This window comes from Thermaurantimonas aggregans (assembly GCF_003851885.1).
Classification (GTDB): domain Bacteria; phylum Bacteroidota; class Bacteroidia; order Flavobacteriales; family Schleiferiaceae; genus Thermaurantimonas; species Thermaurantimonas aggregans.
The window spans coordinates 102,700-116,690 of record NZ_BHZE01000007.1; the positions used below are offsets into that span (position 1 = coordinate 102,700).

Genomic DNA, 13,991 nt, shown 5'->3' on the forward strand with positions numbered 1-13,991 from the left:
TTTCTCTTTTGTCAAAATTATTTATGTTAAATGTTGCTTAATTTTAAAGATCATCAACATGGATTTCCTTCCCACAATGAGGGCAGGTACAGATGTTCTTTTGTTTTTCCTGCTTTTCGGCATCTGCTATTTTTTGTAATTCAGAGCTGAAGCCACCGGCCAAAATACCTGCCGGCAGGGCAAATAGACCAATGCCCATCAGGGCTATGATGCCTCCGAGAAACTTGCCCAACGGCGTAATCGGGTGCATATCGCCATACCCCACTGTAGTAAGCGTAATGATGCCCCACCACATCGTCTCCGGAATGGATCGAAATACATCGGGCTGAGCCTTATTTTCAACATAATACATGGCAAAGGATACTAACACCAACATGATGATGATGAAAAACAGGGCAAAAAACAACTCCTGAAATTTCGCGCGAAAAACCCTGCCCAACAGCTGTAGAGCCGTAAAATATCTGAACAGTTTAAAAAGCCTGAAAAGGCGAAAAACCATTAAGAAGTAGTAGTTTAATCCTAAAATGTAGTTTAAATAAAAGGGCATGATGGCCAGCAAGTCGATTAGCCCGTAGAAGCTCGTCACAAAGCGCAGCCGCGGACTACGACTGCCGGCATATGTTTCGGTGACCGGTGCAATCCAAATGCGCAATACGTATTCGAGCGTAAACACAACCACCGTAAACAGCTCGAAAAAGTAAAAATTCTCTTTGTAGAAAAAGGGAATATCCGGCACTGTATCGATGACCAACGCCGTGATATTAAGCAGAATAATGATCGTAATAAACACATCGACTGCTTTGGCCAGACCCGACTCCGCCGTGCCTGGCTCCAGCAAATGGGCAAAATACCGCTGAATTTTCTTATATTTTTTGTACATAATTTCTCTATTTCACCTCCAAAAATATCATTTTTCGAATATATAGCTCTGTGATATGGCAGTGTATGCGTTATTTGTAGACAGTTAAAAATTGAATTCTGATGAATGTATTTCGTTTGTCATTTTTGATTATCCTTTATTATAATTCACTTTTTAATCTTTCAGCGCAGCCCCGATCTGCCGGAAGTTTTTCGATGGACGACATCGCGGACTTCCGCCATATTTCAGAGGAAACCATAAGCAAAAACAGCCGCCTGATGGCCTGGAAGTCTGCTCCGGTGGAAGGCGATGCCACCATCACCTTGCTCAACAACGATACCCGCGACACCATCACACTCCAGCGCGCTGACAAGGTGTATATTAACGAATCTGGCACGTATGCTTTAGCTGTAATAAAACCGACCTTTCAGGACATCAGAGCTGCCAAGCTCGCCAAAAAATCCAAAGACAAATGGCCCAAAGACATCTTAATACGAATCTCATCGACTTTTAAAATTGATACTGTAGGTGAAATTGAAAAGCTCTATTTTCCCAATAAAACAGCAGAATATGCCTACTTCACTACTGCTAAGCGTCCGGAACCGGTCAAAGACTCGACCTCAACTGACAGTGCAGCCACACCAACTAAAAAGCCCAAAGAACCCAAGGAAAAACCTCTCTACTGCCTTCATTTGTCTAACGGCGATACGACCTTTGTGGGTTATGCAGCTGATGTAGCTGAATCAGCCGACGGCCTGAGATTACTCTTCACACAAAAAAGTCCTGAAACCGGCTCTGAACGCAAGGCGATGTACCTGTATAACGCCTCGACCAAAACTGTACAACTGCTGGACTCTGCCGCATTTGACTACAAGAAACTTCTGCTCTCTGATAAAGGAAGCTACCTATCATGGCTAAGTATATCCGACAGTGTCGCAGACCCGGCCATATGGCATTGGACGTTGATGGAACTGAGAAAAAATGTGTATCGAAAAGTCTTTTCAGATACGCTTCTCAACGGAAAGTACTTTAACTCTTACGGCCGATGGACATTTTCTGAATCAGAAAACCGCTTGTATCTTACCCTTTACACCGACCGACCTCTTCACGAAAAACCCGACACCACCAAAACCGATGACGAAAAGCCTGAATTTGACCTCTACACCCACACCGATTACTACCTGATGACCTGGCAACTGGCCAATACCGATCAACTGAAAGCCGCCGGCATCACTGTACTCTACGATCTGAGGCGAAACAAACCTATTTATCTGACACAGACACCCGAAGAGATGGCTTACTACCGTACCGATGTGGATCAACCGTGGATACTTACAGCCCGCAACGCTGGTCTCGATGCCGGTCGCAACTGGGAATTTCCCAATGAGTTTACCTACTTCCTGGTGAATGCTTCCACCGGCCAACGCGTAAATGTGGTGAGCAATCTGAGAGCTTTGGCCGAATTGTCGCCTTCGGCTAAATATGTGCTGTGGTTTGACCGCAGTGAACTTCGCTGGAAAGTATTTCGCATCCGCGACCAGCGCACCTATACCATAGCTGCCGACATCGGCACCCAGTGGCACGACCTCGATCACGATGTGCCATCACCCCCACCGGCCTACGGCAAAGCAGGCTTCACGGCTAACGACAGCAGGGTGTGGCTGTATGATCGCCACCATATTTACGCAGCCGACCCCGAAGGAAAGCAAAAGACCATACTGCTTACGACTTTCTCAGATACCAATCATTCCGTGCGCTACCAACCTGTGTATCGCCGTGAACACTACATAGGTGAAAATAGCCAAAACGTATATCTCCTGCAGCGAAATTTGCATTCATTGGAAGAAACCCTGATATCGTTTAATACAACAAACAACCTTGTCAGCAATCGACGTAAGCTAAACAAAGCCCTCCACCGCCTGCAAGGGGGAGAATACGGTCAATGGCTGCTCCTGCGCGAAGAAAGCTACCTCAACTACCCGGAGATTCAAACCATCAGCACAGACCTTGCTCGTATTAAAAAGTGGACCAATACCGGAAGTCAATACGAAGGCAAAAGGCGGGGAAATGTCCGATCCTTCACGTACAGCGTACGGCTAAGCAACGATTCGGTAGTGCAACTGCGCGGACTGGTGTACATTGATGAACAACAACGGGATAAAATCCCGGCCATCGTCTATTACTATGAGCGCAGCTCCGACAATCTACACCGGCACTATGCACCCCGCTTCAGCCGCAGCATCATCAATTCCATGATCTATGTATCGCACGGATATGCTGTTATTATTCCCGATATCACATACAGCACATCCAATCCCGGCCAGGACGGCCTTCGCTGTGTGAACGCTGCTGTGGACGAAGCCCTTAGGCGATGGCCACAGATTGATAGCTCCCGCCTCGGTCTCAATGGACAAAGCTGGGGCGGATATCAGACAGCCTACATCATCACACAAACTAACCGATTTAAGGCCGCCTTCGCCGGTGCGCCTGTGGCCAACATGACAAGTGCCTACGGCGGCATTCGCTGGGGAACCGGACACAGCCGCATCACCCAGTACGAAGAGGGTCAAAGCCGCATCGGTGCCAGCCTGTGGGACGATCCCCAGGCATACATCCGAAACAGTCCGCTCTTCTATCTCCCGAATGTGACCACTCCCCTGCTCATCATGCACAACGACCGGGATGGAGCTGTACCCTACTATCAGGGTATCGAACTATTTATGGGACTTAAGCGATTGGGTAAACCTGTATGGATGCTCATCTACAATAAGGAAGACCACAATCTCACACAGCTCAAAAACATGAAAGACCTGACCCTGAGAACGTTGGAATTTTACAACCACTTCCTGAAAGGTGAACCAATGCCCACATGGATGAAAGACGGCATACCTGCTCATCGAAAAGGCCTGTAAGGCTTTGTCCTTCAGTTCGTCGTGTGGTAAGTCAAGTAATGATAAAGAAGAAGATTTTTCCTTCTTCGGTTAAAAAATTCCTTCCCCAAGGAACAGCTAAAAACCTGAATAACAATAAATCTGAGAAAAATCTATGTTCTGAAAATTTACGACAGGAACTAAATAACCTTTGTCCAACTACCTTAAAATTTCACCCACTTAATTTCACCGGTACAGCCGTATCTCCCCTCGACGGATGGGCATGGGATTGCCGTGGCGGTCGGTGTGGCGAATTACGTACAGGTACACCCCGTCGGGCACCGGGCGGCCGCGGTGGGTGCCATCCCAGCACTGGCTGATGTCGTCGCTCTGATAAACAAGTTCACCCCACCGGCTGAAGACCTGTATCTGGTAGCTGCCCAGGTTATCGCCCACTACCTCGAAGCAGTCGTTTCGCCCGTCGCCGTTGGGCGTGAAGGCATTGGGGATGTAGAGGGTGGTGAAGGGCTGCTCCTTGTCCCAGCAGAAGCGGGTGTAGAGGCGGAAGGTATCGGTGTGGGCAAAGCACTGGTTGAAGGTGTAGGCTGTGTAGGTGCCCGGCTCTTGCACGGTGATGGCGTAGGCTGTATCGCCTGTGCTCCACACCGTGGTGATGCCCGGCACACCGGCAGGCACCTGCACGGCCAACTGCGCCGACAGCCCCTCGCAGATCGTATCGGGGTGCGGCAGTGCCGTGGTGGTGAAGTCGCTGATGTAGCTGACGGTGATGGTATCGCTCCAGGCCGAAAACTCCCCGTCGATGGTCACCCGCACCCAGTAGCTGCCCGGCTGGGTGACGGTGATGGTAGGGGTGGTATCGCCTGTGTTCCAGAGGTAGGAGCGGGTATCGTTTTCCAGGGCATAGAGGCTGTCCACCACCGTGGGGGTGATGGTCAGCGACTCACCCTCACACAGGGTCGTATCCGGTGGCAGATGCACGCTGAAGACCGTATCGCTGCACCGGAAAAAATGCACATCGTCGATGTAGAGCAATGCCGAATATCCGTAAGGAACTAATACATAATTTAAAGTATAGCATTTGCCGTAAGCTAAAATGGAAGTTGAGTCAATAACATGAGAAAATGCATTATCTAGTGGGTGTGAAAACCAACCTAAGTACAACATTGTGTATTCTCCATTGGTAATGGTGGTTTTAAAGGAAATCTTTTTCCATTCGTCTGATTGGTTTAAGGATGCAGAATCGTTGATGATAATAACATGTCCTAAATTCGGCAAATCTGCATTTGTGTAAATGACATTCGGGCCAAATGGTTGATATAAAGAATCGCTTTTGAGAAAAATTCCGAAATTCTTGTATCGAAACGGATTTCTGTGGTCTGAGCGTGCATAAAAAAAGCCGCAATATTCTCCATTTCTCACTGTATCCTTCAAATTCACACCAACTATTCTATATGGTGTAAGCCTATTTGTAGTAGGAAGACAAAATGGAATTTGACGCTCATAAGAAAGAGTGCTTATCATCATTAGATATGTATCACCTGTCCTGGGTTGGGGAATTACAATATAATTTGGATAACCTGAAGAATATTGTATAAAATTTGGAAAAAAAGAATTGACATTTGAAAAAGTACCATTCCTCAAAATTTCAGAATTTATAAAATTATAACTTGTGTTATAATAATTAACGTCAATATTTTTATACCAATTTAATACCCATTTCCAATTTTCATTGTATGAATATCCTAGTCTTCCCCTTAAAAAAGGACAATTAAAACTCGAGGGACAGGTTCCATTTGTTAACTCAAAAGAATGATTGGGAATGAGATTCTGGGCAACGACAGCGTCGAATATCAGCAGGTATAAACTAATATTTTTTATGAAGGATTTCATCATAAAAGATTTTTTTTAACTAAGGACTGAAACCATGGGAAAGTTTCAGTCCTTTATTTTCTTAGTTTTTTACCAGTTTTATGGACTTCGTGTCATCGTTTGCCTTTAAAGCAAGAATGTAAATACCGGCCGGCAAATGGGACAGATGGAGTGTGGTGTTTTGCTCTAAAACACTTCCGGATGTTCGATAAACAACCTGACCCAAAGAATTATAAATATATAGTTCGAAATCTGTTTTTTTAGCATCAGAAAAACTCATATGTAAGGCATCCGAAAAGGGGTTGGGATACACGGCTAAATCAAAAGATGAAAATTCAACTTGATCAAGCGGGCGATATGCAGGGGCTGATATGCAGGAGTAGAGGGTCGCGTTTGAAATATCATCAAAAGAATTAGGGGGGGAAATGTTATGATTTGGATCATAATCTCCACCCTGACTGCTGTTCCAGTAATAGAGTATTATCGGATTTGAATTCATTAATGATCCACGTATTTTAGTAAACCCATTATTATTAATCCACCTATTATTAGCTGTTTGGCCGGGAGAGCCGATGTTGCCGATGTTTACGTGGTCGAAGTAGATGCTATGGCGTAGTAGGGATGTACACGTTGTATTCATAGCCCATAGGGTTATTTACCTTAGCCAGTTTGCGATGAGTGGTATTATTTATATTCACATGCAGGCATTTCTGGCGTCACTACGTCAAATTTAAAAGAAATTTTAAAACGACAAAATTTTTTTTGCGGTACATGCATATACCTCAGGGGGGGTGTCAGGCGAATAGAGCACAAGAGGGCAGAAGACAGGTGTGTTTTACTTCGGCTTTTTTTGGGCAGCTCAGAGAACGAAGCAAAAAGGCGGTTTTGTTTGAAAGGGGTTGATATAGCATCGGTTGTTGAAAAAGTCTATTGCCTTCCCCCCTTTAATCTTTCACCCACTCAACCTCACCGGTACAGCCGTATCTCCCCCCGGCGGATGGGCATGGGATTGCCGTGGCGGTCGGTATGGCGGATGACGTACAGGTACACCCCGTCGGGCACCGGGCGGCCGCGGTGGGTGCCATCCCAGCACTGGCTGATGTCGTCGCTCTGGTACACCAGTTCACCCCAACGGCTGAAGACCTGTATCTGGTAGCTGCCCAGGTTATCGCCCACTACCTCGAAGCAGTCGTTTCGCCCGTCGCCGTTGGGCGTGAAGGCATTGGGGATGTAGAGGGTGGTGAAGGGCTGCTCCTTGTCCCAGCAGAAGCGGGTGTAGAGGCGGAAGGTATCGGTGTGGGCAAAGCACTGGTTGAAGGTGTAGGCTGTGTAGGTGCCCGGCTCTTGCACGGTGATGGCGTAGGCTGTATCGCCTGTGCTCCACACCGTGGTGATGCCCGGCACACCGGCAGGCACCTGCACGGCCAACTGCGCCGACAGCCCCTCGCAGATCGTATCGGGGTGCGGCAGTGCCGTGGTGGTGAAGTCGCTGATGTAGCTGACCGTGATGGTATCGCTCCAGGCCGAAAACTCCCCGTCGATGGTCACCCGCACCCAGTAGCTGCCCGGCTGGGTGACGGTGATGGTGGGGGTGGTATCGCCTGTGCTCCAGAGGTAGGAGCGCGTATCGTTTTCCAGGGCGTAGAGGCTGTCCACCACCGTGGGGGTGATGGTCAGCGACTCACCCTCACACAGGGTCGTATCCGGTGGCAGATGCACGCTGAAGACCGTATCGCTGCACCGGAAAAAATGCACGTCGTCGATGTAGAGCATAGAAGAAAACACTAACGGTATTTGATTTGAACCGCATCGAAGTATAACCAAACTACTTGTGGAATCAACCACTGAGCTGAAATTATCGTTTATATTCGGCTCTAACCACCCAAGGTAGAACATCGTGTAATTTCCATTGGCGATGGTTGTCTTAAACGAAATCTTCTTCCATTCCGATGATTGATTTATAGAAGCTGAGTCGTTGATAAGGACTACATGGCCAATCGATGGAAGATCTGCATTTGTATAGTGAACATTCGGTCCGAAGGGCTGATACAGGGTATCATCTTTCAAAAAGATGCCTATGCTTTTAAACCGGAAATTATTTCTACTATCGGCCCGGGCATAGAAAAATCCGCAATAATCCCCTGTTTTGACGGTGTCTTTTAATTTATTTCCGACCAAACCATGATAAATGTCTTTATGTGGAAGTCTGGTACAAATGCCGCTTGCAGTTACAGCCGCATATCTAAAATGCACAAGTAATGCCAAATGTGTAATTCCTTTTCTTGATTGTGGTATGGGTACACCATTGGAGTTGTATAAAAAAAAATCTGGATGCGTTGTGTTAAATTCATGAAATTTCCCATTGCGCAAAACATCCGATCCATCGTAAAAAATATTGTAGCGATTATCTGTAAAGTTATACCAATTTTTTATCCATGAGCCGGAGTGAGAGAATCTCAAGGAAAGTCTTAAAAATGGACATTCAAAAGCGCCGGCACACGGTTTGTCTAATTCCTCAAATGAGGGATTTTGAATCAGATTTTGCGCATTGGTGAGGGCATATATGCTTAGAAAAAGAAGTACTACATACCTTTTCATCGGCATTGATTTTTTAAAAGCCGGATGAAGCGTTTCATCCGGCATTTATTTGTTTATTGCTTAACAACTTTATACACATTTTGATGGCTGTTTTGCTGCACAGAGAGCATATAAATACCCGCCGGCAGGTCTTGCAGGTGGAGTACTACCTGTTCGTTTAGGTTCAATTGATTTTTTTGGAATACAAGCTGACCATGCAGATTGTATAAGGATATATCTGTCAACGAATAACCATTGCTATGAAGAGTAAGTCGGTCTGTAAAGGGGTTTGGGTAGAACTGTATATCAGGATTTGCTTGCTCAGCAGCTTCAAGCGGGCGGTATGCAGGGGCTGATATGCAAGAATACAACGTCGCATTATTGATCGGATTGAATACAGTTGGATTACTACCTGGATCGTAATCTCCACCCTGACTGCTGTTCCAATAGTAATAGGGGATTGGAGAATTGTTCATCAAAGAACCATCTATTTTAACTGACCCATTATTGTTAATCCACCTGTTATTGGCTGTTTGGCCGGGAGAGCCGATGTTGCCGATGTTTACGTGGTCGAAGTAGATGCCAAAGGTGGTAATGAAATCGTTGCACTCAATACGGGTGAAGAGCAGATTGTCGCTGCCGTAGAGGCCGTAGCATAAGTTTTCTAAGGTGTTGGACGATACCCAGGTGTTGAGCGCTCGGTGCAGACGAATGCCGTAATATGCATTCATATCGCAGTCGTTTATCGAAGCCAGATGCTCGATATGGTTATCGCCTATGATGGCGTTTTCGGTTTCTGTGAGTTTGATTCCTTCGAAGGTTGTAAACGAATTGTCGCCTATGATGGTGTTGTAGTTGATGTGCAGGCGTTTGTCCTGCGTCCAGTTGGGGTCGCTGAGCAAACCTACGACATCAATCCCCCGCGTTTTTACGGTGTTCATTGTATTGTAGTGTACCAGCATTCGGGTGTAGTGCTGGAGATTAGTAGATACTTTTAGTCCGGTAGAATAGTCGGATATCTCATTGTGGGTGATCTGATGCTCCGGGATATATCGTATATTGCGGAGAAACATCGCTGTTTCACCTGTTGTGAAGGTATTGTAATGGATGTTGTGGGAGGAGGATTCTGTGAATATTCCGTATATGGCCTGGTCAAAAAAGACATTCGGCCCTGAGGCTGAGCCAATATGTATATCAGATTCGCGTGAAGCTACACCGATGTTTCCTCTATAGAACTCATTGTTGAGCAGATGTATGTTTTCAGAATTGTCGGTAATGTATATGATGGGATTTTCCGTGTTTGTCATCACATGAAAGTGGTTGACCCCCATACCAGGATAGCCTATATGCACATTTTTACTGTGCACGATGGCTACTCCCTGATGATATACCGCTAGCTGAGGATTGATGAAGCTATAAGGGGTTAGATTCACAGCTGAATACTGATGCATGGCTACGCCGGAGAAGCCTTCCTCATAGATGTCAATCAGATTGTCGGAAAAGAGAATATCTGTCGGTGAGCCGTTATAGTCTTGGGTGGTCAAACTGATCACGTTGTTAGAAAAGTGGTTTTTCTGTATGTATGCCACTCCACCGCCTTCAATCCACACCCCGCGAATGCCGTGCTCGATGTAGCTGTCGAAAATGTGTACCTCAATGTCCGAATTGTCCATGTGGATGGCATCCCAGCGATTGATGCCGTCACAACTGCGCACATGGCACTGGTCAAAAAAGAAGTTTGGACCACTGGTCAGAATCAGCCGGGCATCAGAGGCCATATTGAAGATGCAGTTTTGAAAGTAGTAATCGCCATCGAGGGTGACATCTCCGTACACATCGATGACTTCTCCCACATATGTGCCCGGTGGCATAATACCACTCTGACTTACTGTGTGGTGCACCAACGCGAATGTGGCACCGGAAGAGGGATTGCAACACTCGGCTATGTGGCCGGTTAAATGATAAATAATCCATGTTATAGGATCAAAATAATCTACTTCGAATGAATATAAATTATTATTTGACAATCCTGGATTAGTAATTGTAACGCCAGTTAATTCAAGAGAGCCATTCGTTGTGTTAAAATTAAATCCACCTATGGTGAAGCCAACTGGCGTAACAGATATAACCGCACCGATAAATGGATTGTGATTCAAAATGATGAAGTTGGCGCTACTTCCGCATGCTGAACCCACTACGTTGGAGCCATTAGAAGCCGGAATTACGGCATATTGGGCCGTTAGCGTCAAAGAAGATATGCATACACTTAGTCGCATGGCCCATAGGGTTATTACCTTAGCCAGTTTGCGGTGAGCTGGTGAGCTGGTGAGCTGGTGAGCTGGTGAGCTGGTGAGCTGGTGAGCTGGTGAGCTGGAGTAGTAGTTGTTTTCATACATGATGAGTTTTGTAGTTAGCAGGTCAAAATTAAACGAAAATTTAAAATGGCAAAATTTTTTTAACAGTTTCTATGAAGAATTTCAGGGTAAGTAGGTGTAAATGTGTGCAAAATGTGTTTTTCTAAAGCTTTTTTATACTGACTCCCTGGCCCCACTACCGACAAAAGCTCAGGGGAGATTTGTCGGTATCTGCGACTCTCTCCGCCTTTTGGGTGCAAAGATGAGGCGAAGTTGCTTCCCGCAGAACTTGCTGATGGATGTTAAAGGGGTTCTGGTTTTAGTTGGGTTTTAAGTTTAAGTCTTAGTGCGTGGCTCTGACGCGCTTCGCGTGAAGCATGCGGAGGGCGCGCCAGAGCGCGGTGCGAAGCCGAAGTGAAGTCGAACCGAAGCACGGGAGCCACAGCGGAACTGACGAAAACTTTCAGTATTGTCAGCCTCTTCGCCCCCATCGGAGCACACCGACCCCGGCGAAAGCGCCAAAAGCTCCTTGCCGGGGGCACGACCAAAAAATCATAAGTACTTACCTTCTTTAAAACTTTCAAGGCTTATATTCGTTCAGCTTTTGAGATGATGCGGGGTGTTCGTTTTTCACCATACACGGGTAGGGAGAAGACTCCTTTCGAGAAGTACATGGACGTCTTCAAAGAGCTGCTGCTTTACACTTCGGGCGATGTCAATGAGGCCATTGACTGGCTGCGAGAGCTCGACAAGCAGTACGATATTTCGGGCGACCCGGATTACAAGACGGACCAATTTCTGGAAGACCTGATGAAAAAAGGCATGCTGCGCGAAGAAATTCGCCCAGACGGCCGCATACAGCAGGTGCCTTCAGCTCGAATGGAGCAGCTGATTCGACAGAATGCCCTCGAGCAAATCTTCGGCAAGCTAAAAAAGACGCCCTCTGGCAATCACCGCACAAAAAAGGCTGGTACTGGCGACGAACTGGCTGAAAACCTCCGACCCTACGCCTTTGGCGACCCAATTACTTCCATCGACATGCACCAAAGCCTGCTGAATGCACAGCGCAATTCGGGCATAGACCACTTCCAGATACGGGAGGATGACCTGGTAGTGCGAGAAACGTTTCACAATTCACAGGTGAGCACCGTGCTCATGATCGACATTTCGCACTCCATGATCCTCTATGGCGAAGATCGCATTACCCCGGCCAAAAAGGTGGCACTGGCGCTCAGTGAATTGATTCGCATTCGTTACCCGAAGGATACGCTCGATATCATCGTATTTGGCGACGACGCCTGGCCCATCAGCGTAGGAGAAATTCCCTACCTGCAGGTAGGCCCCTACCATACCAATACGGTGGCCGGCCTGCAGCTGGCTGTGGACATCCTGCGTAAGCGCAGAGCACCAAACAAACAAATCTTTATGATCACCGATGGCAAGCCCTCGTGCCTGAAAGAAAGCGATGGCTCGTACTACAAAAACAGCTTTGGCCTCGACGACTATATCGTGGGCCGCTGTCTCAATATGGCTGCACAATGCCGCCGGCTACAAATACCAATTACCACCTTTATGATCGCCCGCGATCCGTACTTGCAGCAGTTTATTAAGAAATTTACGCAGGCCAACAAAGGAAAAGCCCTCTATGTAGGCCTCCGAAATCTGGGTGAAATCATCCTCGACGACTTCGAAAAAAACCGAACCAGGAAACTCTGAACATGCAAAATACCTCTACAGAACTGCTAAAAATCAAAACTTTGGGCGAACTCAAGGCAGCCGGATACCGCCCCAAGTCCATTAAAGACGAAATACACGATAACCTTATCAAGGCCCTTCGCGAGCAGCGGAATGTGTTCGAAGGTATCCACGGCTACGAGCACACGGTGCTTCCTCAGCTCTATCGGGCCCTGCTCAGCCGTCACAACATCAACCTACTTGGCTTGCGGGGCCAGGCCAAAACCCGCTTAGCTCGGCTGATGACTCGCCTTCTGGACGAATACACCCCCTACATAGCCACCAGCGAGCTGCGCGAAGACCCCCTGAACCCCATCACCAATCTGAGCCGACAGCTTATAGCCGAAGCCGGCGACGACACGCCCATTGCCTGGATGCACTGTTCCGAGCGCTACTTCGAAAAACTCGCCACCCCCGACGTGACTATAGCCGACCTCATTGGCGATATCGACCCCATCAAGGCTGCTAATCTGCGCTTGCCCTACACCGACGAACGCGTAATCCACTACGGCATGATACCTCGCGCCCATCGCAGCATCTTCGTCATCAACGAATTGCCCGACCTGCAGGCCCGCATTCAGGTAGCCCTCTTCAACATTCTGGAAGAAGGCGACGTCCAAATCCGCGGTTTCAACATCCGCCTGCCACTTGACATCCAATTTGTCTTCACCGCCAATCCCGAAGATTACACCCAGCGAGGCTCCATCGTCACACCTCTCAAAGACCGCATCGGCTCACAAATACTCACTCACTACCCGCTTGACATAGAAATCTCCAAGCGCATCACCATTCAAGAAGCCCACATCACCGACTTCCAACGTCATAATGTAACCGTACTGCCAGTAGCCTCCACGCTGCTCGAGCAAATCGCCGTCGAGGCGCGCCGATCAGAGTATGTCGATGCCAAAAGTGGCGTATCAGCACGCCTCACCATCTCTGCCCTCGAAAACCTCTATAGCACCTGTGAACTAAGAATAATCCAGACTGGTCAATCGAGTACCACCTCTAGACTAGTGGATTTCGAAGGCGTAATACCCGCCATCACAGGCAAGGTAGAGCTCGTGTACGAAGGCGAAAAAGAAGGAGCCGAAATCGTAGCCGAAAATCTTATTAGTACCGCCGTTAAAACCCTACTAAAATCCACACCTTTACCTGCCCTTGACAAACTCAAAGCCACCGACGAGGTCAACCCCTTAAACAAAATCATCCGATGGTTTGGTCGCGGAAACGAAGTTTTTCTCTCTACCCATCAGCGCGAAGAGGAGTACCGCTCACAGCTCGAAAGCGTCCCTGGCCTGCTCGACTATGTGCGCACCTATCTGAAAGAAACCCCGCCTGCCGAACTCTACTTCTACGCCGAGATGCTCCTCTGGGCTTTGTCAGAGTACAACAAGCTCAACCGCGAACCAGACATCCGTGGCTACACCTTCAGCGACTTGTACTCTAACTTTCTGAAGACCTCTGCCAACGACCTCGACGAATCATAATTTTTTTTTTTTTTTTTTTTTTTATTTGGGCGTGCCCCCCGGCACGGTGCTTTCAGCACCTTCGCCGGGGGTCGATCCCTTCCGGGCTCGCTCTTCGCTCGGTGCTTCGCTGCGCTGCGCACTGCCGGCTTCGCCGTCACCCTCCAGGCACCTCACGCGGCAGCAGCCTTCGGCCGCTTTTAATAACCTTAACTTTAACAAAAACGAAGGACATTTCTTT

General features: G+C 47.6%; 9 protein-coding genes. 3 read left to right on the forward strand and 6 right to left on the reverse strand.

The window, feature by feature from the left end; all coding sequences use genetic code 11:
- Positions 1-43: 43 nt before the first annotated feature.
- A complete protein-coding gene (locus tag EIP89_RS05080; protein ID WP_124397579.1) occupies positions 44-880 on the reverse strand; it encodes an ion transporter in 837 nt (278 codons plus the stop codon).
- Between the two features lie 101 nt (positions 881-981).
- Here EIP89_RS05080 and EIP89_RS05085 point away from each other — a divergent pair, with 101 nt between their 5' ends.
- Positions 982-3,771, forward strand: coding sequence for an alpha/beta hydrolase family protein (locus tag EIP89_RS05085; RefSeq protein WP_124397580.1), 2,790 nt, complete (start codon positions 982-984; stop codon positions 3,769-3,771).
- Between the two features lie 204 nt (positions 3,772-3,975).
- Here the strand turns inward: EIP89_RS05085 and EIP89_RS05090 are convergent, their stop codons facing one another.
- The 4 genes from EIP89_RS05090 to EIP89_RS05105 all read right to left on the reverse strand — a co-directional run bounded on the left by EIP89_RS05090 (position 3,976) and on the right by EIP89_RS05105 (position 10,592).
- Entirely contained in the window at positions 3,976-5,274 is a 1,299-nt protein-coding gene (locus EIP89_RS05090) for a T9SS type B sorting domain-containing protein (protein ID WP_160160522.1), read from the reverse strand.
- A 427-nt stretch (positions 5,275-5,701) separates the two neighbouring features.
- Complete coding sequence (locus EIP89_RS05095; protein ID WP_124397582.1) at positions 5,702-6,259, reverse strand: T9SS type A sorting domain-containing protein; 558 nt, start codon at positions 6,257-6,259, stop codon at positions 5,702-5,704.
- Between the two features lie 326 nt (positions 6,260-6,585).
- Positions 6,586-8,217 carry a T9SS type B sorting domain-containing protein gene (locus EIP89_RS05100; RefSeq protein WP_160160523.1) on the reverse strand — a complete coding sequence of 544 codons (1,632 nt, stop codon included), beginning with the start codon at positions 8,215-8,217 and terminating at the stop codon, positions 6,586-6,588.
- A gap of 53 nt (positions 8,218-8,270) precedes the next feature.
- On the reverse strand, positions 8,271-10,592 hold the full coding sequence (locus tag EIP89_RS05105) for a T9SS type A sorting domain-containing protein (RefSeq protein WP_124397584.1): 2,322 nt from the start codon (positions 10,590-10,592) through the stop codon (positions 8,271-8,273).
- A gap of 570 nt (positions 10,593-11,162) precedes the next feature.
- Between EIP89_RS05105 and EIP89_RS05110 the strand changes: the two genes are divergently transcribed.
- Both EIP89_RS05110 and EIP89_RS05115 read left to right on the forward strand, forming a co-directional pair.
- Positions 11,163-12,266, forward strand: a complete 1,104-nt coding sequence (locus EIP89_RS05110; RefSeq protein WP_124397590.1) for a vWA domain-containing protein — start codon at positions 11,163-11,165, stop codon at positions 12,264-12,266.
- 2 nt (positions 12,267-12,268) lie between these two features.
- The gene (locus EIP89_RS05115; RefSeq protein WP_124397585.1) at positions 12,269-13,771 is read left to right on the forward strand and encodes an AAA family ATPase; all 1,503 of its coding nucleotides are present in this window, start codon (positions 12,269-12,271) and stop codon (positions 13,769-13,771) included.
- A gap of 21 nt (positions 13,772-13,792) precedes the next feature.
- Here EIP89_RS05115 and EIP89_RS11585 read toward each other — a convergent pair.
- Positions 13,793-13,991 (reverse strand): hypothetical protein (locus EIP89_RS11585; RefSeq protein WP_218019330.1); only part of this gene is annotated, 199 nt, incomplete at its 5' end.

Bases quoted from the DNA above. Each gene is read 5' to 3' on its own strand.
- EIP89_RS05080 (WP_124397579.1), bottom strand. From the start codon at position 880: ATGTACAAAAAATATAAGAAAATTCAGCGGTATTTTGCCCATTTGCTG.
- EIP89_RS05085 (WP_124397580.1), top strand. From the start codon at position 982: ATGAATGTATTTCGTTTGTCATTTTTGATTATCCTTTATTATAATTCA.
- EIP89_RS05090 (WP_160160522.1), bottom strand. From the start codon at position 5,274: ATGATGATAAGCACTCTTTCTTATGAGCGTCAAATTCCATTTTGTCTT.
- EIP89_RS05095 (WP_124397582.1), bottom strand. From the start codon at position 6,259: ATGAATACAACGTGTACATCCCTACTACGCCATAGCATCTACTTCGAC.
- EIP89_RS05100 (WP_160160523.1), bottom strand. From the start codon at position 8,217: ATGAAAAGGTATGTAGTACTTCTTTTTCTAAGCATATATGCCCTCACC.
- EIP89_RS05105 (WP_124397584.1), bottom strand. From the start codon at position 10,592: ATGTATGAAAACAACTACTACTCCAGCTCACCAGCTCACCAGCTCACC.
- EIP89_RS05110 (WP_124397590.1), top strand. From the start codon at position 11,163: ATGCGGGGTGTTCGTTTTTCACCATACACGGGTAGGGAGAAGACTCCT.
- EIP89_RS05115 (WP_124397585.1), top strand. From the start codon at position 12,269: ATGCAAAATACCTCTACAGAACTGCTAAAAATCAAAACTTTGGGCGAA.